General features: G+C 34.6%; 28 protein-coding genes. 8 read left to right on the top strand and 20 right to left on the bottom strand.

What is annotated here, in order from left to right; genetic code table 11:
• Nucleotides 1–690, bottom strand: coding sequence for a hypothetical protein (locus AC6EIY_RS04400; protein WP_498507804.1), 690 nt, complete (start codon nucleotides 688–690; stop codon nucleotides 1–3).
• Nucleotides 691–820: 130 nt separating this feature from the next.
• On the opposite strand from AC6EIY_RS04400, the gene AC6EIY_RS04395 reads away from it, so the two are divergent.
• Nucleotides 821–1222 carry a thiol-disulfide oxidoreductase DCC family protein gene (locus AC6EIY_RS04395; RefSeq protein WP_498507803.1) on the top strand — a complete coding sequence of 134 codons (402 nt, stop codon included), beginning with the start codon at nucleotides 821–823 and terminating at the stop codon, nucleotides 1220–1222.
• 67 nt (nucleotides 1223–1289) lie between these two features.
• Here the strand turns inward: AC6EIY_RS04395 and AC6EIY_RS04390 are convergent, their stop codons facing one another.
• Nucleotides 1290–1631, bottom strand: coding sequence for a phenylpyruvate tautomerase MIF-related protein (locus AC6EIY_RS04390; protein ID WP_498507802.1), 342 nt, complete (start codon nucleotides 1629–1631; stop codon nucleotides 1290–1292).
• Between the two features lie 205 nt (nucleotides 1632–1836).
• Between AC6EIY_RS04390 and AC6EIY_RS04385 the strand changes: the two genes are divergently transcribed.
• From AC6EIY_RS04385 to AC6EIY_RS04375, 3 genes are all read left to right on the top strand, one after another.
• The gene (locus tag AC6EIY_RS04385; RefSeq protein ID WP_498507801.1) at nucleotides 1837–2016 is read left to right on the top strand and encodes a hypothetical protein; all 180 of its coding nucleotides are present in this window, start codon (nucleotides 1837–1839) and stop codon (nucleotides 2014–2016) included.
• A gap of 107 nt (nucleotides 2017–2123) precedes the next feature.
• Entirely contained in the window at nucleotides 2124–2690 is a 567-nt protein-coding gene (locus AC6EIY_RS04380) for a pentapeptide repeat-containing protein (protein ID WP_498507800.1), read from the top strand.
• Nucleotides 2691–2785: 95 nt separating this feature from the next.
• Nucleotides 2786–3025, top strand: coding sequence for a hypothetical protein (locus AC6EIY_RS04375; RefSeq protein WP_498507799.1), 240 nt, complete (start codon nucleotides 2786–2788; stop codon nucleotides 3023–3025).
• A 244-nt stretch (nucleotides 3026–3269) separates the two neighbouring features.
• Here AC6EIY_RS04375 and AC6EIY_RS04370 read toward each other — a convergent pair whose 3' ends face one another.
• On the bottom strand, nucleotides 3270–3539 hold the full coding sequence (locus AC6EIY_RS04370) for a hypothetical protein (RefSeq protein ID WP_498507798.1): 270 nt from the start codon (nucleotides 3537–3539) through the stop codon (nucleotides 3270–3272).
• Nucleotides 3540–3930: 391 nt separating this feature from the next.
• A complete protein-coding gene (locus AC6EIY_RS04365; protein ID WP_498507797.1) occupies nucleotides 3931–4773 on the bottom strand; it encodes a PfkB family carbohydrate kinase in 843 nt (280 codons plus the stop codon).
• A 131-nt stretch (nucleotides 4774–4904) separates the two neighbouring features.
• On the opposite strand from AC6EIY_RS04365, the gene AC6EIY_RS04360 reads away from it, so the two are divergent.
• Nucleotides 4905–5255 (top strand): DUF2834 domain-containing protein, encoded by a 351-nt coding sequence (locus AC6EIY_RS04360; protein ID WP_498507796.1) that lies wholly within the window; start codon nucleotides 4905–4907, stop codon nucleotides 5253–5255.
• A 25-nt stretch (nucleotides 5256–5280) separates the two neighbouring features.
• Here the strand turns inward: AC6EIY_RS04360 and AC6EIY_RS04355 are convergent, their stop codons facing one another.
• Complete coding sequence (locus AC6EIY_RS04355; protein WP_498507795.1) at nucleotides 5281–6519, bottom strand: MFS transporter; 1239 nt, start codon at nucleotides 6517–6519, stop codon at nucleotides 5281–5283.
• Here AC6EIY_RS04355 and AC6EIY_RS04350 point away from each other — a divergent pair.
• Nucleotides 6504–8099: an alpha/beta hydrolase gene (locus tag AC6EIY_RS04350; RefSeq protein WP_498507794.1), complete on the top strand. Its 1596-nt coding sequence runs from the start codon at nucleotides 6504–6506 to the stop codon at nucleotides 8097–8099. The genes AC6EIY_RS04355 and AC6EIY_RS04350 overlap by 16 nt on opposite strands.
• Here AC6EIY_RS04350 and AC6EIY_RS04345 read toward each other — a convergent pair.
• From AC6EIY_RS04345 to AC6EIY_RS04295, 11 genes are all read right to left on the bottom strand, one after another.
• A complete protein-coding gene (locus AC6EIY_RS04345) occupies nucleotides 8093–9115 on the bottom strand; it encodes an ABC transporter permease (protein ID WP_498507792.1) in 1023 nt (340 codons plus the stop codon). The two genes, AC6EIY_RS04350 and AC6EIY_RS04345, sit on opposite strands and share 7 nt — an antisense overlap.
• A 2-nt stretch (nucleotides 9116–9117) precedes the next feature.
• The gene (locus AC6EIY_RS04340; RefSeq protein WP_498507790.1) at nucleotides 9118–10695 is read right to left on the bottom strand and encodes an ABC transporter substrate-binding protein; all 1578 of its coding nucleotides are present in this window, start codon (nucleotides 10693–10695) and stop codon (nucleotides 9118–9120) included.
• A gap of 38 nt (nucleotides 10696–10733) precedes the next feature.
• Nucleotides 10734–10952: a DUF8657 domain-containing function gene (locus AC6EIY_RS04335; protein ID WP_498507789.1), complete on the bottom strand. Its 219-nt coding sequence runs from the start codon at nucleotides 10950–10952 to the stop codon at nucleotides 10734–10736.
• Nucleotides 10953–11044: 92 nt separating this feature from the next.
• Nucleotides 11045–12361 carry a homoserine dehydrogenase gene (locus AC6EIY_RS04330; protein WP_498507788.1) on the bottom strand — a complete coding sequence of 439 codons (1317 nt, stop codon included), beginning with the start codon at nucleotides 12359–12361 and terminating at the stop codon, nucleotides 11045–11047.
• Between the two features lie 34 nt (nucleotides 12362–12395).
• Entirely contained in the window at nucleotides 12396–12848 is a 453-nt protein-coding gene (locus AC6EIY_RS04325) for a SufE family protein (RefSeq protein ID WP_498507787.1), read from the bottom strand.
• Nucleotides 12849–12889: 41 nt separating this feature from the next.
• Nucleotides 12890–13486: a 5-formyltetrahydrofolate cyclo-ligase gene (locus AC6EIY_RS04320; protein WP_498507786.1), complete on the bottom strand. Its 597-nt coding sequence runs from the start codon at nucleotides 13484–13486 to the stop codon at nucleotides 12890–12892.
• Between the two features lie 28 nt (nucleotides 13487–13514).
• Nucleotides 13515–13979, bottom strand: a complete 465-nt coding sequence (gene ruvC, locus AC6EIY_RS04315; protein WP_498507785.1) for a crossover junction endodeoxyribonuclease RuvC — start codon at nucleotides 13977–13979, stop codon at nucleotides 13515–13517.
• On the bottom strand, nucleotides 13980–15068 hold the full coding sequence (bchI, locus tag AC6EIY_RS04310) for a magnesium chelatase ATPase subunit I (RefSeq protein WP_498507784.1): 1089 nt from the start codon (nucleotides 15066–15068) through the stop codon (nucleotides 13980–13982). It abuts the gene before it with no gap.
• 111 nt (nucleotides 15069–15179) lie between these two features.
• Nucleotides 15180–16253: a serine hydrolase gene (locus tag AC6EIY_RS04305; RefSeq protein WP_498507782.1), complete on the bottom strand. Its 1074-nt coding sequence runs from the start codon at nucleotides 16251–16253 to the stop codon at nucleotides 15180–15182.
• A gap of 57 nt (nucleotides 16254–16310) precedes the next feature.
• Nucleotides 16311–17045 carry an RNA methyltransferase gene (locus tag AC6EIY_RS04300; RefSeq protein ID WP_498507780.1) on the bottom strand — a complete coding sequence of 245 codons (735 nt, stop codon included), beginning with the start codon at nucleotides 17043–17045 and terminating at the stop codon, nucleotides 16311–16313.
• Nucleotides 17045–17437 (bottom strand): c-type cytochrome, encoded by a 393-nt coding sequence (locus AC6EIY_RS04295; protein ID WP_498507779.1) that lies wholly within the window; start codon nucleotides 17435–17437, stop codon nucleotides 17045–17047. Before AC6EIY_RS04295 ends, AC6EIY_RS04300 begins: the two co-directional genes overlap by 1 nt.
• Nucleotides 17438–17493: 56 nt before the next feature.
• Between AC6EIY_RS04295 and petG the strand changes: the two genes are divergently transcribed.
• Nucleotides 17494–17613, top strand: a complete 120-nt coding sequence (petG, locus tag AC6EIY_RS04290) for a cytochrome b6-f complex subunit V (RefSeq protein ID WP_011294783.1) — start codon at nucleotides 17494–17496, stop codon at nucleotides 17611–17613.
• Here petG and rsmD read toward each other — a convergent pair.
• The 4 genes from rsmD to AC6EIY_RS04270 all read right to left on the bottom strand — a co-directional run bounded on the left by rsmD (nucleotide 17561) and on the right by AC6EIY_RS04270 (nucleotide 20590).
• On the bottom strand, nucleotides 17561–18196 hold the full coding sequence (gene rsmD, locus AC6EIY_RS04285) for a 16S rRNA (guanine(966)-N(2))-methyltransferase RsmD (RefSeq protein WP_498507778.1): 636 nt from the start codon (nucleotides 18194–18196) through the stop codon (nucleotides 17561–17563). The genes petG and rsmD overlap by 53 nt on opposite strands.
• Before the next feature lies 1 nt (nucleotide 18197).
• Nucleotides 18198–18827: an imidazole glycerol phosphate synthase subunit HisH gene (gene hisH, locus AC6EIY_RS04280; protein WP_498508148.1), complete on the bottom strand. Its 630-nt coding sequence runs from the start codon at nucleotides 18825–18827 to the stop codon at nucleotides 18198–18200.
• A 59-nt stretch (nucleotides 18828–18886) separates the two neighbouring features.
• Nucleotides 18887–19210: a thioredoxin gene (trxA, locus tag AC6EIY_RS04275; protein WP_038653576.1), complete on the bottom strand. Its 324-nt coding sequence runs from the start codon at nucleotides 19208–19210 to the stop codon at nucleotides 18887–18889.
• Nucleotides 19211–19426: 216 nt separating this feature from the next.
• A complete protein-coding gene (locus AC6EIY_RS04270; RefSeq protein WP_498507777.1) occupies nucleotides 19427–20590 on the bottom strand; it encodes a GuaB3 family IMP dehydrogenase-related protein in 1164 nt (387 codons plus the stop codon).
• Nucleotides 20591–20843: 253 nt separating this feature from the next.
• Here AC6EIY_RS04270 and gyrA point away from each other — a divergent pair, with 253 nt between their 5' ends.
• Nucleotides 20844–23465, top strand: a complete 2622-nt coding sequence (gene gyrA / locus AC6EIY_RS04265) for a DNA gyrase subunit A (protein WP_498507776.1) — start codon at nucleotides 20844–20846, stop codon at nucleotides 23463–23465.
• Nucleotides 23466–23468: the final 3 nt, after the last annotated feature.

Here is a 23468-nt window from a genome sequence, read left to right as displayed (position 1 = left end):
TCAATTTTTATCATCTTTGTCGTCATTAATAGAATCTTCAGAAGGAATTTCTGTTTCGCTAATTGAAAAAATTTCAGGCTTTGTTGTTACTTCAGGTTCAGGGGTGACTTCAGATTTAGTGATTGCTTCGGGCTCAGCTTTCACTTCAGGTTCAGGGGTGACTTCAGATTTAGTGATTGCTTCGGGCTCAGCTTTCACTTCAGGTTCAGGGGTGACTTCATGTTCAGTGATTGCTTCTGGCTCAGCTTTCACTTCAGGTTCAGGGGTGACTTCAGGTTCAAGGGTGACTTCAGGTTCAGGGGTGACTTCAGGTTCAGGGGTGACTTCAGGTTCTGGGGTGACTTCAGGTTCAGGGGTGACTTCAGTTTCAGGGGTGACTTCAGGTTCAGGGGTGACTTCAGTTTCAGTGATTACCTCTGGCTCAGCTTTTACTTCGGGCTTTTGGGTTGATTTAGGTTGAGACTCGGTTGGTTCATCTGTCAGTTGAGTTGGTTCTTGATCTAATTTTGATTGAATTAGATCTTTAACTATCAAAAAAAGCTTTTTAAAATTTGAGAAGAGTTCTTTTGAATTTTCATATATGTCTTTAAGAATGCTTTTAATTTCCTGTGCCTTATCACCTTTGTTAAAGAATAGCAAGGCGGAAACTACTGATACTGAGATTAATATGAAAATAAATAGGGTAAGCATTTTTTTTGATCAGTTAGATATCTTTAAGATCGCTTTTTATTCCGATGCTATCAAGTGCTTATTTACATTGAACAACGAAATTAGGCGTTCCCTGCTTAAAATTAATCTCTTGTGAGAAATTTAATTTTTTATGAATAAAGTCAAACTTACTATTTTTTTTGATGGTGGATGCCCCTTATGTAAAAGAGAGGTTGATTTCTTGCAATCAAGAAATCAAAAGGAATATCTAAAATTTATTGACATTAACAGTTCTGATTTTTCTTTAGATCTTAAATACGGAATTACTTACAAACAAGCCATGGAGAGAATCCATGGCTTAAAAAGTGATGGTTCAGTAATCAAGGATATCAAGGTTTTTCAAGACGCTTATGACTTGATTGGCTTGGGTTGGATTTTTGTCCCAACAAAATTACCCGTTTTTGATAAATTTATTGGGTTTATATATGGATTATGGGCAAAATATAGATTGAAAATCACTTTTCGACCTTCTATCGAAAAGCTTTGTGAAGAGAGAGGTTGTGATCTATATTGATTATTTATATCTAAAATATGATTGATTAAAGTATTTTAGATTTGAGATTTTTAAGATAGTAGATTTACTATCCAAAAGTGGTACTGTTAAATCCCCAATTAGATGCTTTAATATCGGAAAATTCAATATAAATTCTATCCGTATTTATATTTGTTTTGGATGCAATTAAATCGCATAAAGACTTGCTCATTGAAGAAGGACTTAGTGAGCCAATTGATTTGACTTTGATAAAACAACATGGTTCATCCGATCCAGCAAATGTCATTTTTAGATCTCTTTGTATCACTGTCATTACGTAATTTTCAGGCTTCCCAGTTAGATCAGCAATCATTTTCGAAATATCTTTTTGGAGCAAATAATCATTTTCTACAATGCTTTTTGAGGATGTGTTGACTTGTATGAATGGCATGAATTGGTCAGTCTTTGACAAATACTAATACTCAAATGGGCAATTGGTTTGTTTTTAATTTAGAAAGACTCTGCATTCTTCATTCAGAGGCTTGGCAAAAAATATTTTTAAAATCTTAAAAAAATAGAAAGATCCTGTTTATTCTCCTTTTGGAGCCTCAATAGTTTTGTTTTTCAAGTAAATTGTTCAAGAGTTCTGGAATAAAATGAATCAGAATTATCAAGCTATTGTTCAAGAAACATCAGAAGATATATCTTCGAATGATCAAACTTTTTTACTTGGTGGAGCTTTGATATTTTTCAATTTATTTGTAATGTTTTTCGTAGGATTGTATTGGATGAATCCTGTGATTCATGAATTCATCTCAGGAACGCCTCTTTTGTGAAAATCATTAGATATTTACTCTTACATTAATTTGTCTTATCAATGCATATAAAAACCTTACATAGGAGAGATAATTGCATTATTCAGATGAATTATCATCTTTAACCCATGAATTTTGATCTTCTTTTCTCAAAAATAATAAAATATCTGCTCAGCTTTTTCATCATATTTTTTGGCGTGAATCCAGTCTTTGCAGGAGCTAACGTGGCAGTTAAAGGTGAGGGCGACGAAGTTCCAAGCTACGTTCGATCTGACATCACTGGATTTGATTTTCATGGAGAAGACTTGCATCTTTCTTCAATAGCTGGAGCTATGGCAAGAGATGCTGATTTTAGTGATGTTGATCTTCATGGAACAACATTAACTTTGTCTGATCTCAAAGGTTCAAACCTCAATGGTATAGATCTAACTGATACTCTTTCCGACAGGGTTAATTTTCAGAAAACAGACCTTAGGAATGCGGTTTTGATAAACATGATCGCCTCAGGCAGTAGCTTTGCTGGTGCACAAATTGAAGGAGCTGATTTCACATTCGCAATTCTTGATAGTGAGGATCAAAGAAATCTTTGTAAAATAGCTGATGGTGTGAACCCAACTACTGGTGTTTCTACGAGGGAAAGTCTTGAATGCGTAGGAGATAAAGATTCATATAAACCTGCCATGCCATCGGCTTAAGTTCCAAGAAAAAGCCCATAAAAAATTTGTTATAAAAAAATTAGTTGCAATTTTATTTGTTTTAAGTTTTCTTGATAAAAGAGACCTATTTTATCGTGAAAAACTTCTGGCCTAACCGACCTAATGCAGAAGGCTTCTCAATTCAAAATCTTTCTCGTAAATATCGTTCGAAGATTTCAATTTTCTCTTCTAATAAAATTTCAGATCAATCTCAGGATAATAATAATTTAAAATATATAAAAGAAGAAGTTAAAAAGATTTCGATCGACGATCTTTCTATAAAAACCATACATTGGGCAAATAGAGATTTCTCAGAATATAAAGAGGCGGCTTGAATTTTACTTTTTTGAGGATATATTTTTTGCATCTTTTATGTTTTTAGTAAGAGGAATTGTTGATAAAATAAAAGAAATTACAAATAATAAAGTAATACCAACAAGGCTATAAAAAGTTAGGTTGGAGAGTTCTAACTCTCCAAATGATACTGTTAGGTATAAATTCAATTAAATTGACTGTTGATTTGTTAAGATTTTAGCAATAATTAGATTTTTTATAATTATTATTTTTGTCTTTTAAGATTTACACATATTTTTTCTTTCCATCAGCACCTATTTTGTAAATGCCTCCTTTTGGTCCAACAAATAGCATTTCACCATTAATTTTTGATTTGCCAAATTTACTTAATCTTGATCTATGAATATCTGCTTTTTCTCTTAGCTCGTCCTCTGAGTACCATGTCCCTAATGGGATATTCTTAGAAGGATCAAGTAAAAGAGAATTTGTAAATTCCTCTGATATCCTTTCCCGGCGAACATTTATATTCTTGAATCTTTTCTTGAATCTTTCCATTAAACTCTTTTTGTTGGAAAACTTTTTTCTCTTATTTGAAATTAAGAATATATATATAAAGAATATTATTAGAAAAATCGGGATTAATCTCACTATGTACAAATATAATCTAATTCTATTAAAGCAATTTCTTGGAATAAAGCCAGTTGATTGAAAACTATAATATTGATTTATCTTGACTTGCCCTCTTTATTTTCTCTTGATAATTAAATCGAAGCCAAGATTAGTCTTTCTTGAAAGTATTTCTCTTTTTAAAATTCCTTTTTTGAATAAACTGATAATTATAATTATTGATTCAAAAAAAAGATATATAACAGAAAATATTAGGATTATAAAATTATGAGTAATCGAATTATTTTTGTTTTGTTTTGTGTTGTCTTGATTTTTCATCCTAGTAAGGTCCGAAATGAGTTGAGCATTCGGCTCCACAATAGGCACCTATATTAATCGCCTGATTTAAATTTAGTTTTGCAGAAAGTGCAGCAGTAACTCCTCCTGCAAAGCAATCTCCACATCCATAGGTATCTATCTCTTTTGAGCTAGGTGTAATTGATTTGTAGTGTTGATTGTTAGGGAAAATGGTTCCACCTGATTTCCCTTTTGTGGCTATGTATAAATCTGGTTGAGGTATAAGTTCTTGATGATTTATTTTCTCGCCAGGATCAAGAGCACTGCCAATTAATGCGTTAATTCTTACTTTTGATTCCTTTAAGAGGTTTTCACCTGCTCGCGGAGTGGCAGAGAGAAATTTGGCTTTTCTGGCCAGCCTTAGCCCTTCCTTGTCAGTAGCGGTTACAAAAATACCATCGTAATTTTTCATTTCATTCCATGGGAGATCGTCAGAAGCGATTGGTTGTAATCTCTCTCCAATAACTGTAATTGCTCTTTCTCCATCTTTGGTGATAAGGCTAATACCTTTTCTAGTTGGTTTTTTACGCCAAGCTACTTTTAAATTTAAACCGAGTTTGGTAAGTCTTTCATATGATTTTTCACCATAACTGTCTTTCCCTAGTGAGGTGATTAAATCAACAGGCTCATTTATTAATCTTGCCATCTGAACAGCTGCAACTGCCGCACCTCCTGCTGCTTCCTCAAAGCATTCGTTCGCATGTGAAATTTCTCCTGCTAATGGAAGCTGATCGACTTTTAAGAATGTTATCCATTCAACATGGCCAATTACTGCTAGTTTAAGTTTAGGCAGGTTCAATATTTCTTTGGGCGCATTAATTTCCATCCTTAACTATAAAAGTTATTTCTAATATAGTTATTTTAGTTCATAGATAAAACTATTATATTTTTTTTATAAAATAGAAAAGGTTTATAATGTTTCTGATATGTTATCTTTTATCAAATAAAAAAAATCTTATGATTAGTCAGTCAAAATGGTTGAAATGGGTTTATTTGTTATTAGCTATATTAGGAGCTGTTTTGCCTACACTTGCAAATATTGAATTTGCAAAAAGTTTTGGGCCTTCTTTTGATATTCAATTATTTATAGAGTTGGCTAATAATAATCCAGCCTCTCAGTCCTTATCTAGAGATCTATTAATTGGATCAACAGCTGTCTTTATTTGGATAATTTCCGAATCAAGAAGACTAGAGATGAAAAATTTATGGATTGTAATATTAGCTACATTTACAATCGCATTTGCCTTTTCTGCCCCTCTCTTTTTATATTTAAGGGAATTAAGAATAGAAGAAATGAATAGGATTTAAATTAATTTAATAGTTCTAGTTATTTTTATTTGATATTCTTAGAAATAGGTAGTAAAAATATACAAATAAGACTAATAATTAACCACAATTGTAAGGCTGTTCCGTAGTTATCAACTAATTTGCCAGCCATCCATGGTACGGTTAGAGAACTAAAGCCAAAACACTGAGAATATAAAGCTATGGCTGAACCTTGATATTTAATTGGAGAAGTTTTTATTATTGCATCTGAAGCAGATGGTAGAAATATGCATAGGGAAATGGTTAGAGGTACGAAAGCTATAAGTATTAGTAAATCTCCATGAACTAAGAAATTCGATAACGATAAGAAAATAGAACCTATAAGAAGTAATATTAAGCATATTCTAAATTTAAAAGATGATCTTTTATCTCTTAAAATATAACCAACTGGCCATTGAAAAATAGCAACTAAAATAAGTTTAATTGTTACTAATGTGGCGACTCTTTCCTCCGTTAATGGTGGTCTTATGACCCCTCCATTTGCTAAATCTAGTGGTAGAATACTTTGCAACAAACTCATTACTCCTGTTATAAATAAAGTTATTAATAATAAAGGAAATAAACTTCTTAACCATTTTTTATTTGATATTTTCTCTTTACATTTGTATTTGGCTTTTAAATCATCTTTGGATTGGTATTGAGTATGTTTATTTTGTGATTCAAACTTATTAATTAGCATGTTAAATATATATAACATGCAAGCAATATCTATAAAATATATCATTCTTGCCAATTCAAAGTATGTTCCAAGAGTGCCTAAAAAAACCCCAACAGTCACACCAATTGCATCAGCACTTCTTGCAAGTGAATACCCTTCACTTGACTTGATGTAATTATTGCAATTTAAAGGGACTCCTAATTCTGCTGAAGGCCAATAAATTCCAGCCGCTGCCCCTAAAAAAAACTGACCACAAAGATACGATATGTAGTCCTGCGAATGAAAAAGAATAAAGTCAGACAATATTGCTACTAAGCATGCAGCTTCAATTGCTTTTGCATAGCTTAATTTTTTGTCAAGTAAATACCCTGTTCCTAATCTTGTCGTTATTCCTGCAAATGCAGCAATAGTGATCCCACTTCCGATTTGTCCAGCTGTAAAGCCTAAAGTATTAAAAATTATTGGACTTAAATACAATACCCCACCTGCTCCTATCGCTGTCCAAAATCGAGCCTTTATGATTAATCTTAGGGATACTGGGAATCTTTCCCAATAATTTCTAACACTAGAAGTTGAGAACAAATTCATTCATTAAAAAATTAGTTGTTCTTGGAACAGTTGGAAGCTTACTAGCTCCTTATTGTGTTTATCCAAAACTTCATGCAGCGGAGAGATTTGAAATCCATTTTGATGGAATGTCTATTCCAATTTCTATTAAAGAATTGATTGATTGGAGTAATGGTTTAGAGGAAACAAATTCAGAATTGGCAAGCTGGCTCAATTTACTTGGCTTTAAAGAAAGGAAAGGTTTGGCAAAGTTTTTAAATACACCCTTGGTAAGAGATAAAAGTATGGCAAGACAAATTTTACGAAGTTGGTCTGGCCGCAAATTACTTGATGAAGTAAGTGATCTAATACTTATGGATGAAGATAGCTCTGGTGAGAGTGTTCTAGATACTTTGGAAAACCTTCTAGCGAAAAAGGACGAGGTGACAACTTTTGATCTTCTAAATTCACTTTCTGTTAAAGCAATTCATATAGATTTAGATGGGTGGATTGAAGTTGCTAAAAATTGGAGAAGTGAATTAAATAAACAACAAAAACTCATATCAGATTTGGGAAAAATTAATGAAATATCTGCTAAAAGGGAGGAACGTAATGTATTACCTTTCGAAATTAAAGAAACTGAATATAAATTGGTTTCCTTAATTGTGCCTCATCGAGATGAGCCTTTAAATTTAGAGGTTTGGAACCCATCCTTTAGAGAGGAAACAAGAAAAAACTGGGTTTTGTTAATGCCAGGATTGGGAGGTGATCGTAATCATTTTAATTGGCTGGCAAGAAGTCTTAGTCATAATGGTTGGCCTGTTGTAGTTCTTGATCATCCAGGAAGTGACTCGTTAGCATTAGAAGCCTTAGTCAAAGGAAGACTTCCCCTCCCTGGCGCTGAAGTTATCCCTGATCGATTGAATGATTTAGATAGTGTTCTTAAGGCAAAAGAATTAGGAAAGATTGATATTTTAATTGAGAACGTTGTCTTGATGGGTCATTCTTTAGGAGCTCTCACTGCTATTTTGGCTTCAGGAGTTGAAATAGATGATCGTCTTGAGAATAGATGTCAGGAGGTTTTTGATAATCTTTCTCTTACTAATTTATCTTCACTATTGCAATGTCAGCTAGTTGATATCAGTTTGCCAGAACGAAAAAGTATGGAAAATCTTTCATCAATTATTGGTATGAATAGTTTTGGGAGTTTCTTGTGGCAAAAGAATTTAGCTAAACAGATAAATGTTCCTCTTTTTCTGACTGGAGGAACTTTTGATTTGGTCACACCATCTATTAGTGAACAACTTGGATTATTGCTTTCTGTGAGTTCTAGCCCATTTAGCAGAGTCCTTTTAATTGAGGGGGCTAGTCATTTCTCACCTATTAGAGTGGAGGGGCAGATGTATCACTCCGAAGGTAAGGATTTATTTAATCTAGGAGAATCAATTGTTGGTTATCACCCACTTTCAGTACAGAGTTTATTATCTTTTGAGATAATAAACTTTCTAGAAAAATTAGAGGAGAAAGAATCAATTCCATCTAATACAAATTTAACTAAAGATGAGCTAACATTTCATATTTTGGATAGTAATACAATTGAAAAGCTTATCGAAATTCAATAGCTTACCCTTGGGTCAATAAATGCAATAACAATATCTATTACAATACTAATAAATACAACAAGACTTGATATTACAACAACTATTCCTTGTACAACTGCATAGTCTCTCTGGTTAATCGCCTCTTGGAGTCCAAGAGCAATACCAGGCCAGGAAAATGTGATTTCAATTAAAAGGGCACCACCAATTAAAGAAGAAACTGTTAATCCAGTAATTGTCAATATTGGAAGTAGTGTATTTGGTAAAGCATGTTTAAAAAGAACTCTCATATCACTTATGCCACGACTTCTTGCAGCCTCGATATAATCTTTTTTTAAAATCTCCTCCAAGTTCAATCTTAATGAACGACTAAATATTCCGCTTAATAATATCCCCAGAGTGAGAGAAGGTAATATTAAATGTTTAAAAGAACTAAAAAATACCTCAATGTTTTTATTTAAAAGACTATCTAAAAGTAAAAAACCAGTAAGTGGAGGAGGCGAACTCAGTCCAGGGGGTAATCTTCCACCAATGGGTAGCCAACCAAGCAATACGGCAAAAATTATTTGAATTAGCATCGCTGCCCAAAAAGGGGGTAGAGCGTAGGTCCCAATACCAAACAGCCTTCCAAAAAAATCTATTTTCCCCTTTGGTTTAACTGCACCTAAAAAACCAATTAAATATCCAACTAATGATGCTATTAATATTGCAAAAAAAGCTAATTCCAAACTTGCTGGAAGAGCTCTGGAAATAATTACTTTTACAGGTTCTTGTGTGTTTAAAGAGATTCCTAAATTTCCATGCAGTAAGTGATTTATATATTCAAGGTATTGATTAATTAAAGGTTTATCTAATCCAAGTTTGATTCGAAGACTTTCTCGTGCAAATTCATTAGCACGCGTACCTAGAATTGCATCTACGGGGTCGCCTGGTGCGATTCTAAGTAATATAAAAACCAAGCTGGAAATGATCCAAAGCATAATTGGCAATAGAGCTAATCTCGAGAGGATATATTTGAAAAGTTCCTTTTTAGGTGTCAAAACTAATCTCTTTTTAAGTTTTTTAGAATAATTAATCCATCCCTTGAGAATTCTGGTTGACTTATATCTTTTAAAGACCAAGCTTTAGGATTGACTAGCCAAACAGGGAGGTAGGCACTTTCTTTTGCTGCAAGTTCTTCCACTTTTATTAAATTCTTTAATCTTAATTCCCCCTCTAATTCTTCACTTTTTTGCAATAATTCTTTCACTTCATGATTACCCCAGAAACTACCACTGAAAACAGCTTCGCCCTTGAGGCAAATATTATCTTCTATTTCATTACAACTTAATAAAGGATTTAAATATGCTTCTGGGTCTGGATATGCTCCAGTCCAATCTAGTATCACTGCTTCAAAAGCTCCTTCAGAAAGTTGCTTGTAAACGGTGGTTGATTCAATTCCATTTAAAGTTATTTTTATACAATCAGATAAATCTCTTTTAATTTGATCTTTCCATGTAAGGGCCAGTAATTTATCAGCAGGTACATTTGATCTAAATGTTAGTGGAATAGTAAGAATATCCGTTTCACAATAACCTTCTTTCTTTAGTAAGAATCTTGCAAAATCAGGATCATATTTAGGCCATGGAGAAAGTTCTTTTTTATGTAATTGAGGAGGCACTATTGATCTGAGAGGTTTTCTAAGCCCAAAACTTACTTGCTGACTAATTAGTTCTCTATCAAGTGTATAAGAAATTGCCTCCCTAATTGTTTTATTTTTTAAAGGAAATTTGTTGCTTCTCAAAGTGATAAACCCTATCTCAAGAGGTTCACCTTGACCTGAGTTAAGCTTTTCATTTTTGACCATATTATTTAATGCTAAACGCTGAATATCATCTATTGAATTTGAGATAAGTACGTCAACTTCTTTCGCTTTAATGGCTCCAAAAAGAGTACTAGAATTACTATAATTAATAAAGTCAATACCTTTGTTTAATGGCTTTTGGCCCCAATAGTTTTTGTATGGTTTGATTATTTGTTGATTTGAGCTGAAATCTTCTAATAAGTAAGGACCAGTGCCTATAAAAGTTTTATTGTTAAACTTATTTTTGTATTTCGAATATGAACTAGGAGATATAGGTGTTAAATTTACTGATGTTAATAGACTTTTTAAAGAACTCGAGGGCTTCTTTAACTTTATTCTTAGGAGAAATTCATCTTTAACTTGAATAGCCTCTACCTTGTCATTTAATAGATAATTTAAAGTACCTATCTTCATGAAGCGATCAAGACTAAACTTCATCGCTTTTGCATTGAAAATACTTCCATCGTGAAAAGTAACATTTTCTCTGAGGGGTACATCTATTCGCATTCCATCCTTGCTCACTCTTGGTAAATCATTAGCCAAGCTTGGGTAAAGATTCCCTTCCTTATTTATTTTGTACAAAGTATCACCTAGAGCACTTAATATTTGTATTGTTCTAAGAGTATTTGCCTGAGCAGGATCAAGAGAATCTATTTTACCTGCACTTGCTACAATAATATTTTCTCTTCTATTACTTTGAACACATGAAAACTGTAGAAGGACTAAGAGAATGCTTGATAGGTATAAAGTATTATTAATATAATTTTTTTTGAACATTGAGTGGAATTTTCTAAAAAGATTTTTAAGATCACTTATTAATGTTTTGGCGATACTTGTTTGATTGATATCTCAAACACAGGAGATCCATTAGAATTAAGTGGCCATTCACGAACCCAGCATTTTTTATAAGCATTATCTATTCCTAATACTTGAAAAAGTTTTTCTTGATTCTTTAGGTAAACACAATCTCCTTGATTAATATTCTTTTCAACTTCTTTTCTGGTCTTTTCAATTACGTTTTTGGATGATGTCATGGTTTAGTTTCGAAAAGAAACTTAAACGAAAATTTCTTTTGTTCTATTTATATAATTAGCTAATTAATTTTGATTTGACTAGTTTTCGTTAGCTAAAGGCAACCCATTGTTGCGGCAATTCTTTTAACTTGTGATAAATTTTTTATATCTAAAAGAGCCTCTTCAAGTTGACCTTGCTTAATCTTGTGAGTAATAACTACTATCTCTGCTTCTTCCTCTGTTACATCAAACTGCACAATTGACTCAATAGATATTCTCTTTTGTCCGAAAATAGTACCTATTTCTCCAATAACTCCAGGACTATCGTTGGCAATTAGCCGTATGTAATTTTTTTTCGTGATTTGTTTCTTTTCTGCTACGTGACAACTTCTCCAACTCTTTGCAGATAGAAGTGGGTCTAAACTAAATATATTGTTATCACTCATAGACTGAATACCTGCGATATTAAGGATGTCTGCAACGACAGCTGAGGCAGTTGGACCTGATCCTGCACCTGGTCCAAAAAACATTACTTGCCCGATAGGATTTCCTTCAACAAGAATTGCGTTGTTCACTCCATTTACCCCTGCTAATGGATTATCTTCTGGAACTAAAGTGGGCTCAACCCATATTGATAGGGGTTTACTCCCGTTGATCTGGGATGGAGAGTTATCCTTTTCAGAAATAGCTAAAAGTTTAATTCCATATCCTAATTTTCTAGCGTAATTAACATCTACCGCCTCTAGGCGGTTTATTCCAGTTGTTGGAATGCTAGATCTGTTAATTGCTCCCCCAAATGCAAGTCCACTAAGGATTGCAATTTTGTCGGCTGCGTCTAATCCCTCTACATCAGCGGCTGGGTCACTTTCTGCATATCCAAGCTCTTGGGCGTCTTTTAAAACATCAGCATAATTAACTCCTTCTTTATCCATTCTGGAAAGTATGTAATTAGTTGTTCCATTTATTATTCCGCTTACTTTTGTTATTTGATTTCCCCCTAAAGATTGCTTTAAAGGCTCGATTATTGGGATTCCTCCTCCTACAGCCGCTTCGATGAGGACATAAACCCCGGCGGCTTTCGCTTCATATGAAATTTCTTCACCATGCCTTGCAATTACTGCTTTATTTGCTGTGACAACAGACTTGCCTGCTCTTATGGCTTGGATGATTAGTGATTTTGCAGGCTCGATACCACCCATCACTTCAACAACTATTTGAATTTGGGGATTGTTTACTATTTCTATTGGATTTGTCGTAAGGATTGAATCTGGTATGTTGATTTGTCTTTTCTTTTGGAGATCTCTTACAGCAATACCAATAAGTTCAAGTTCACTAACCAATGGATGTCTATCATTTGGGTTGTTAATGATATTTGCGACACCCTGCCCAACAGTGCCTAGGCCAAGTAAACCGATACCAATTTTTTTCATGTTTTATAAGGCGATAATTTTGTTCAAATACTATTTATTCGTTATTTGAGCTTGGTAATGAGAGGTTTTTAGCTTGAGATCTCATTTTCAGGAATATGTTGAGAAAACCGTTTGCTCTTGATGGGGTCAAGCTTTTGCTTAATCCTGTCATCTCAATGAATTTTTCATCTATTGAGAGTACTTCAAAAGGGGTAAGTTCATTCAAAGCTTCTATAAGAAAAGCAAGCAATCCTTTTGTTATGAGTGCATCTGAATAGCCTTTCCATTGAATTTTTCCATTCATAAGAATTCCAAGAACATATACTTCTGAAATGCATCCTTTTACTTTAGTAGTCTCTATACGAAGATCCTCATTTAGTAATGGCAAGCTTTTAGCTAGCCATAAGATATATTCATAGCGTCTTCTGGGATCTGAGGTTGATTGAAGACGCTCTATGAGATTATCCAATGAATCACTTCCATAAGATTTTTCTTTGATTTCAGTCACCTCTGCAGATCAATAATTGATTTATCTTAAACCCTAACTAATTATTTAGTTGCTTCAATTTGATGAAGACCTTTTTCGCTAATCCAACCATTAAATGGTAGGTCCCATTTATCTCTAGGCAGTGGTTTTTTAGATATGCAATTATTACTGATCACTACAAATGAAGGTATTGAAAACCACAAATCTTTTTGTCGAAGACGATCAAAGTACCCTCCTCCATAACCTAATCTGTAGCCATCTTGATCTATAGCTATCGCAGGGACAAGCAGAATAGACATATCATTAGGGTTGATAGCATTTTCTTGCTTTGGTGCTGGTATTTTGTTTGAATCCAGGACTAATTGATTATTTGACCAATGATGATAACTAATAGTTTTAGCTTTACAACTTGATGGTAGAGCAAATTTTTCATCGCTATTGTCTTTGATAAATCTTATATCTACTTCTCCTTTTAATGGCCAATAAATACCTATATATTTTCCTTTAATATGATATTTAGGTAAAAGTATTTTTAATGCTAATTCTACATTTTTTTTTATTCTATCATGTAATAAGGATGAGTTCGACTTTCGTATTAAATTATATTCTTTTCTTTTAATCTCTTTAATTAATTTAATATCTTCATGCTTATTTTTCATGAAATATTTTAGTTGAATTTGATTCGAATTATTTAAGATAGATTCCAGTAAGAGCAATTGCTAGTGCATCTGCAGCATCATCAGGCTTTGGCGGTGAAGTGATACTAAGCTCATCCATCACAGAGCTCAAAACCTCATCTTTATCTGAATGACCATAGCCAGTAACAGCAAGTTTGATTTGCATTGGTGGGAATTCTTGAATTGGAAGATTGTGTTTTCCTAATGTCATCATTATGACTCCCCGAGCTTGGACAACGCTAATTGTTGTGCTTGAGCGGTAGAAAAAAAATTTTTCTACCGCTGCACAACTTGGATTCCACTTGCTTATTATTGAGCTTAAATCATTTGAAATTTCTACGAGTCTATTTTCTTCTTTTTGTGTTGATTTTGTTTGTATGATCCCGCAATCAATCATTATTTTCTTTCCTTCTATTTCATCAATAATTCCATATCCTACTCTTGCTAGTCCTGGATCTATCCCAATTATTCGCACTTAATTTTTTGTGGCTAGTTCAAATTCAGAAACATCATCACTTTCATTTCTCTCAAATACTTTACAAAAAGCTTTTACAACTCTATCTCCAGAATCGACTGTTTCAAGAGGGTCTTTTCGAAGTCTGTGCCTTAAAGCCGTTGAGACAACGCGAGCAATATCTTCTTCGGTTACCTCTTTCCTTCCTTCAAAGGCTGCAAGTGCTCTAGCTGCTCTATTTGTAACAATATCTCCTCTAAGACCATCAACATCAAGTTCACCACAAACTGCAGAAATCCTTAGCCTGAGATCTTCATCGATAGAAACCTCGTTGAGTAAGTTTTGAGCATCAACCACTTTTTTCTGAAGAATGTCTTGTTTTGCCTGAACCAAATCGCTAAAAGCATCAGGATTATTGTCAAAGGCTGTACGTTGGTCAACAACTTGAACGCGAAGTTTTGCTTCCCTTACTGTTCTTACCTCTACGCTCATTCCAAATCTATCAAGTAATTGCGGCCTCAATTCTCCTTCCTCAGGGTTACCTGAACCAATAAGTACAAACCTTGCCGGATGTCGTACCGATATCCCTTCTCGTTCAACTGTATTCCAGCCTGAGGCGGCAGAGTCAAGAAGTACGTCAACAAGGTGATCGTCTAGTAAGTTGACCTCGTCAACATACAACAATCCTCTATTCGCTTTTGCTAGAAGTCCTGGCTCAAAGGCTCTAACTCCCTCACTTAGAGCCTTTTCAATATCAATAGTTCCACAAAGCCTATCCTCAGTAGCGCCTAATGGAAGATCAATCATCGGTACTTGTTTCTCCCCTTTTTGAATATCACCACCCCCTTCTATTTTCTCTCTGACATCATTGCTTTGAAGGTCTGGATCATCAAGAGAACTGTTATAGGGATCTCCTTCAACAACTTCAATAGCAGGTAAAAGATCCGCAAGTGCTCTTATTGTGGTTGACTTTCCAGTGCCTCTATCACCCATTATCATCACTCCGCCAATCCTCGGATCAATAACATTTAAAAGAAGCGCTAGCTTCATTTCCTCCTGTCCAATCACTGAGGTGAAAGGAAAAACTCTGCGTTTTCTAGTTGAACTCACTTTCTTAGTACCATTAACAAGATTGTTTCATAAGCAGGCCACTTTGAATTGATTAAGTTCAAAAAAAAAACGATAATAAATAGCAAAATTTTATTTAAGCCGGTACAAAATTTAATTTTGATTACTTGATTTTTGATCTGGCACTAAAAATGGTACTAATTCTGCGGATAGATTTCTTATCAACTCTGCAGATCTTGGATCGTTAAAGGGGCCTTTAACGATAAAACTTGCGAATGCTCTGGAGTTATAAGGAGTTTGAATTAGAGCGGTATCTGAATAAGCGATTCCAATATCACCAGTTTTGTTGTGAACTAAATAACCTTTTAATGAAAGATGATAGTCAGGTTCTCGAGACTCTTTCCCCAGACCTCTTAAAATTCCAGATGGTATTAGCGTATTTGTTCTTGATTTTTGCATTATTTCTCTAAAAATATCTCTAGAACTAACATTAAGTAGATAACCATTGTCTACAAGAGCCATTGCTAATGATAGATCCTTTGTAGATGTAAGATTTGTTCCATCTAGGTCAGGAAGATAGTTATTTATCTGTGTATTTTTCAAGCCAATTTCTTTGAATTTTTCATTAACTATTTTTATTCCTCCTATTCGTTTTATTAGTAAATTAGTTGCTGTATTATCACTAACTCTGATCATTTCCGAAGCCACTTCAAAAACAGGGAAGCCTTCTCCAATTTTTTGATATGCCATCCATCCTGAACCACCACCAATTGTATCTTCTGTCAGTATCAATTTTTCATTCCAAAATATTTCTTCTTTCTCTAGCATCCTAAGTAAAATAATTAAGATAGGGACTTTGATACTACTAGCTGCAGACAAACTGGTTTCAGATCCTATTCCAGCATAGATTTTATTGTCTAATGATAAGAAAAAAGCACTAACATTTAGATCTGGATTTTTAACTATAAGGGTTTCCCATTTATTGATTAATTCTTTTTGCCTTTCAAATCCTTCTAATTTATTATTGTAAAATAATGACAAATTGGATCTACTGGTTAGCAATTCTTTTCCCAAAGACCTCGATGATTTTGCTCCTATATTGATTTTTTTGTTTATTTTATGGCTTTGATTAATAGGGCCAAAAATGCTTAGCAAGGTCCCAAGTAAAACTGATATTCCTATACTCGTTAAGAATATGTTTATTATTAATTTGAGATAACTTTTCACTTTGAAGTAAATGTATATAAATCTTTCCTGTTTATTGTAGCTTGTTATTTTAATTAATCATTCTTTATTTTTAATCTTCCATCTTGCTTGACTAATTATTCCTCTAATTAGCGCAACTTCATCATCTTTTATCTCACCTCTAACAAGCAATTTTTTAATTTTCGCCATTTTGGCTTTGTAAGTATGTTTCATTAAAAAACCAATATCAAGTAAAAGGCTACCTGCATCATCAATACAATCTTCTAATTTAATTAAATTAGCAGGAGAGCTTATTGTTTTATAGTGTTTTGATAAACCAATCTCATTAAATTGATTTAATTCATGAAGAATGATTGCTACTGCATGAGAAAGATTTAATGATGGATAATTTTCACTTGTATTAAGACTGATTACTTTATTTGCTTTAAGAAGTTCTTCATTAGATAAACCTCGATCTTCTCTTCCGAAAACCAAAGCTATTGTTTCTTCTCGTTTTGATTTAAGAGCCCAGCAGAGGGCATCTTTATTTGAAATAAGCGGGATATCTCCATGTTCTGTTCTCCCGCAAGTGGCTATTATCCTTGAACAGTCTGAGAGGGCTGAATTTAGATCATCATATACAATTGCTTTTTTTAAAATGTTTACTCCTCTGACGGCCATCCTTTTTGCTTCTTGATTTAAATAATTACATTTAGGAGAAACTAGCCTTAATTCATGAACACTAAAGTTTTTACATAGTCTTGCGACACTACCAATATTGATTGGTCCTGATGGCTCAACCAGCACAACAATTAGAGTCTTCTTATTAACCACTATTTATCAAGAGAGTGCATATAGGCCAATAGATCTGCCATTGATTGAGGGTCAATTTCAAAACTTGGCATTGGCGGAGTCAATCCTCGAATAACTTGATTGATAATCTTTTTATCATTCATTTCTTGAGTAGTTTCATGAAGGTCGGGGCCTACAAAACCTTGAGCGGAAATCCCATGGCAACCGACACAATTGATTTTGAATAATTTGCTGCCAGATAAAGCTTCACCTTGAATAGACAAAGTTTCAGTTATGAAAGGGTCTTGTTTAAAGCTTCCAATGCTCCAAAGAAAGATAATGAAGACAAAAGTGGCAGAAGATAACAAGAATATTCTCCAAGGACTAATCTTTTGGTCCTTATTAATTAATGCTTTTGATGACGGAGTATTCACTAAAACCTCTTTGACATGAAAGAATTGTTTTTAGTAATTATTAGAAATCTTAGCCAATGATTGAGCCACTCCTGTGTGGGATTGTTCTTGGGCTTGTTCCCATAACTTTATTAGGTCTTTTTGTCAGTGCATGGAATCAGTATCGTAGAAGTAGTTCAATGCCTGATTGGGAATAAGAAAAAGAAGAGAGGTATTTCCATAAAATTTCTCTTTATTTAGTTCCCAACCATTATGTATTCTTGGCATTGATTTTGACGAGCATTCGCATATCAAAGTAGATGATTCTTTAATCCATTGCTTAGACAATAAAAGTTCTTGAGAAAGTTCATATAAACCAGATTCATATGGAGGATCAAGAAAAACAAAATCAAATTTTTTGTCAGAACTTTGAGAGTTTTTTGTAAATTCAATTTTTTTGTTTTTTGGCCCTTTTTTTAGAAAGGAGATCAGTTCATTGCATATGACTTCAACATGTATTGAATTATCCATACTATTAGATACTTCGATAAGGTTTTTCTTGCATGTTTTTGCTGTTTCCCTCTGCTTCTCAATTGCAAGAATCCTTTTTACACCTTTTTGAAGTGCCTCGCATGCCATTGCGCCGCTTCCGCTACAAAGATCTAACCAACTTGCTCCTTCCAGTTGGTTCCCAAGAATATTAATTATTGCCTCTCTTACTTTGGAAGAAGTAGGTCTTGTTTTTTTGTTTAAAGGACTCTCTATCCTTTTCCCTGAAATAAGTTTAAGTTTTCCTTTCAAGTTAAAATGTTGTTTTTTTTAACCAATTAATCCAATTGAAAATAAGTTTTTGTCCTGCGATTCCAGATTTTTCGGGATGAAATTGACAGGCACCAGTATTTTTATGCCAGACTATGGATGAAAACTCAGTTTTGCCGTATTTTGTAGTAGCAACGGTGTTTTTTTGTTCTAAAGGACATGCCGAGTAGGAATGTACGAAATACATCCAGTTAGAATCAGGATAATTTTTTAAAATAGGACATTCATTTGTTTTATATATTGGAGACCAACCAATGTGAGGAATCCTCTCATTTTTTTCTTGAGGTAATTTACGAATATGTCCTTTTATAACTCCTAAACCTTTTGAGTTTCCCTCATCACTAGTCTCGAATAGAAGTTGTAAACCTAAACAAATTCCAATAAGTGGTTTTCCGTTATTTATCCAGTTAGTTATTGAAGGAATTAAATCAGTTTTGTTTAAATTACTCATGGCAGGATCAAATGCACCTACTCCAGGAAGAATTAACGCATCACAAGAATTGAGTTTTCTTACATCGCTAATAACATCCAAAGGTTGATTAACCCTTTTAAAAGCTTGACGTACGGAAAAAAGATTACCCATTCCATAATCTATTAATCCAATTTTTGCCAATAGATCTACCCTGAAATCATTTAATAGGAGCTTGAAAAGCAATATCTACAATTTGCCATTTAAAGATGCTTGGATATTGTTCCACTGAGGGTTGCTTTAGGTACCGCACCAACAACAGTATCTACTTTCTGCCCTCCTTTAAAAATCATTAAAGTTGGAATGCTTCTAATCCCATATTGACTAGCTACATTGGGATTCTCATCAGTGTTTAATTTGAAAACTTTTATTTTCCCTTCGAAATCTTTTGAGATCTCCTCAACAATTGGTGCAACCATTCTGCATGGCCCGCACCATGGTGCCCAAAAATCAACCAAAACAGGCACATCACTCTGGAGGACTTCTTGTTCGAATGATGAATCAGTTACTGCAGAAGCTGTGGACATACCTTGGAAGTCTTAAGAACTTGATCATAACAACTGTATTTTGCCTAAAAAAAGCTTTGCTGCCATTTTTAAACGAAGTTTGAATATTGATTTACGTGCATTTAATAATAAAAGCCCGAACCTGTCGGGCATTTTTGTGTGTGAGGAGTGTGAAAGCTAAGGCTCTCACTACTTAATTTTAGCGATTGTATTTAATTATGAAATCTTTCGGTAACTTTATTTCCCCATTCCAAGTTGTTGTGCTTTTTGGTAAACCTTTCCTTCTGTTAACAAAGATGGTGCAACAACTACCTCAACTTTTTGCATTTCTTTGATATTGGTAGCACCTAAAGTTCCCATAGAGGTTTTGATCGCTCCCAATAAATTGTGTGTTCCATCATCGAGAACTGCAGGGCCACACAGAATACTTTTTAAACTTCCTGTTGTACCCACTTTGATCCTCGTTCCTCTTGGTAGGACAGGGCTTGGAGTTGCCATGCCCCAATGAAAACCTTTTCCAGGAGCTTCCTGAGATCTCGCGATTGGGGAGCCAATCATAACTGAGTCGGCACCACAAGCTAAGCACTTGCAAATATCCCCACCAGTGATAATTCCACCGTCAGCAATGATTGGGACATATTTTCCGCTTTCTTTTTGATAATCATCTCTCGCAGCAGCGCAGTCAGAAATAGCTGTTGCTTGAGGAATACCAACTCCTAATACCCCTCTGGAGGTACATGCTGCTCCAGGGCCGATACCAACCATTACCGCGGCTGCTCCGGCTCTCATAAGCTTTAAAGAGACTTCGTATGTTACACAATTCCCAACGGCAACTGGCAATCCAATATTTTGACATAGATCATAAAGGTCGAGGTTTTGACTACCTTCTTTCCCCAGATGTTCTGTTGAAACAACAGTTGCCTGTAAAAAGAACAGGTCAGCTTCTGATTCTTTGATTAACTCTCGATACTTAATCGCGGCTAATGGAGTTCCGCTTACTGCAGCAATTCCCCCACCTTTTTTAATTTCTTGAATTCTTTTTGAAATTAATTCTTCTTTTATCGGTTGCTTATAAATTTCTTGCATTAAAGGAACAAATCCTTCCTTCCCAATTGATTGGATTTTGGTTAGTACTTCTTCAGGATCGTCGTATCTAGTTTGAATTCCTTCTAGATTTAAAACACCTAGGGCTCCCAAGTTCGAAAGGGCCAATGCCATCTTTACATCCACAACACCATCCATCGCACTAGCGATTATGGGAATATCTCTTTGAATGCCACCGATTTCCCAATTGGTTTTTGTGATTTCAGGGTCAACTGTTCTTCCTCCAGGAACTAATGCAATTTCATCAATTCCGTAGGCTCTTCGAACGGTTTTGGTGCGTCCTAGTTGAATATTCACACCTAAATTTTGTAAGTTCTCGTCAAACTACCAACTCAAGTGCCAAATTGAGCAAATGTTGGGAATAGATAATCAAGATTTTGGCGTTTCTCTCATTCTTGGAAGATGATTTGAGAATGCTTTGAGCCAATTTATATCTTGTTTTTGTAATAGTTGATTTTGTTTAGGGTGATTTACTTTCGGATGTATGGTTATGCACTTTAAAAGGTTTATTAATTCAAAGATGTTCTTATAATTGGTAAAACACTTATATATGGCTGATCCATTGGGGCCTAATAATACTGGTCCTGGGGAATCCGACGATCGGATCATACAGACTGATTTAAGAAACGAAATGTCGCGTTCCTACTTGGAATACGCGATGAGTGTGATTGTTGGTAGGGCTTTGCCTGATTCGAGAGATGGACTTAAACCCGTCCATAGAAGAATTTTGTATGCCATGTATGAGCTTGGGCTAACTAGTGATAGGCCATACAGGAAATGTGCACGTGTGGTTGGAGAAGTTTTAGGTAAATTCCATCCCCATGGTGACACAGCCGTTTATGACGCCTTGGTTAGGATGGCGCAAGATTTTTCAATGCAAATGCCCCTCATTGATGGGCATGGGAATTTTGGATCTGTTGATAATGATCCACCGGCTGCAATGAGGTACACGGAATCAAGATTGCAATCTTTGACCACTGATAGCTTGCTTGAAGATATTGAATCTGAAACAGTTGATTTCGCAGATAATTTTGATGGATCTGTTCAAGAGCCAACAGTATTGCCTGCAAGAATACCTCAGTTGTTATTAAACGGTTCTTCTGGAATAGCTGTAGGTATGGCAACAAATATACCTCCCCATAATCTGGGGGAATTGATTGATGGATTGATGGCTTTAATTTCTAATCCTGAGTTAGAAGAAATAGAGTTAATGAATATTATCAAAGGCCCAGATTTTCCAACTGGGGGTCAGATACTTGGGAGAAGTGGAATTAAAGAAACATACATTACAGGCAGAGGATCAATAACAATGCGTGGAGTTGCTGAAATAGAAACAATTGAAAATACAGGTAGACCAGATAGGGATGCAGTGATAATTACTGCACTTCCTTATCAAACAAATAAAGCAGCATTAATAGAGCGAATCGCTGACATGGTCAATGATAAAAAACTTGAAGGAATTGCAGATATAAGAGATGAAAGTGATAGAGATGGAATGAGAATTGTTGTTGAGTTAAGAAGAGATTCTTATCCTCAAGTTGTCTTAAATAATTTATTTAAGCTCACTCCTTTGCAGACTAATTTTAGTGCAAATATGCTTGCATTAGTCAATGGTGAACCAGTTACATTGTCACTTAGAAAGATGTTGCAAGTATTTCTAGATTTTAGAGTAGAAACAATTGAAAAAAGAACTAAATATCTTCTGAAAAAGGCAGAGAGTAGAGATCACATATTACTAGGATTATTATTAGCTTTAGATCAATTAGATGAAATAATTAGTCTTATTCGATCAGCTTCCGATTCTGCTACAGCTAAAACTAAATTACAAGAACTTCATGGCTTAACAGATATTCAGTCTGATGCTATTTTGCAGATGCAGCTAAGAAGGCTGACTGCATTAGAAGCAGATAAAATAAGACTAGAACATGAAGATTTAGTTGAAAAAATAATAGATTTAAAAGATATTTTAAATAAGAAAGAAAGGGTTTTTGAAATCACAAAATTAGAATTAAATGAAATAAAAGAAAAATATAATTCCACCAGAAGAACAGAAATACTTGATCTAGGAGGGGGTCTTGAGGATATTGATTTGATTGCAAATGAAAGATCAGTTGTTTTGTTGACCGAAACTGGATACTTAAAGAGGATGCCTGTAAATGAATTTGAAGCAACGAGTCGAGGTACTAGAGGTAAAGCAGGAACCCGAAGCCAAGGAGAGGAGGAAGTAAAAAAATTTATTAGCTGTAATGATCATGATAGCCTCCTCCTTTTTAGTGATAGAGGAGTTGCTTATGCACTTCCCGCTTACAGAGTTCCTCAATGTAGTAGAACTGCAAAAGGCACTCCTATTGTTCAATTGCTCCCAATTCCAAGGGAAGAAGCCATTACTTCATTACTTTCTGTGAGCTCTTTTGATGATGAGAACTATTTGTTAATGCTTACGAGGGGAGGCTTTATAAAAAGAACACCTCTTTCATCTTTTAGCAAGATTAGGGCAAATGGATTAATTGCAATAGGCCTAGAGGATGGAGATGCTTTGACTTGGGTTCGATTGGCTGAATCTGGCGACAGTGTTTTGATTGGTTCTAAAAATGGAATGACTATCCATTTTAGATTAAATGATTCTGAATTACGTCCTTTAGGTAGAGCAGCAAGAGGGGTTAGGGCAATGAATCTAAAGTCTGGAGACTCACTTGTAAGTATGGATGTTTTATCTACTGAGTTGGCTGACCATGTTGATAAAAGTGAGGTGCAAGAAGAACTAGAGGATGAATCGTCAGTGTCTGAAGGCCCTTGGGTTCTTGTTGCTTCTGGAAATGGACTTGGGAAAAGAGTTCCTGTTACACAATTTCGCTTGCAAAAGAGAGCAGGCATGGGACTAAGAGCAATAAAATTCAGAAAAGATGGTGATGAGCTTGTAGGTCTTAGGGTTCTTGGAAAAGGAGAAGAATTATTATTGGTTAGTGAAAGAGGAGTAATTGTTAGAACTAGTGCTGATAAAATCTCTCAGCAATCAAGAGCTGCAACTGGGGTAAGAATTCAGAAACTTGATAATGGTGACAAGTTGTCGGAGGTTGTTTTAGTCCCTCGAGAACAAACAAGTGATGAGGAAGGGAGAGAATCATCCACAATTGATGAACCAATAAATACTGATCCAATGTCTAGCAATTGAAAT

The organism is Prochlorococcus sp. MIT2304, assembly GCF_059772405.1.
Note: the sequence above shows the minus strand (reverse complement) of the source record. Positions and strands in the feature narration are given on the sequence as shown.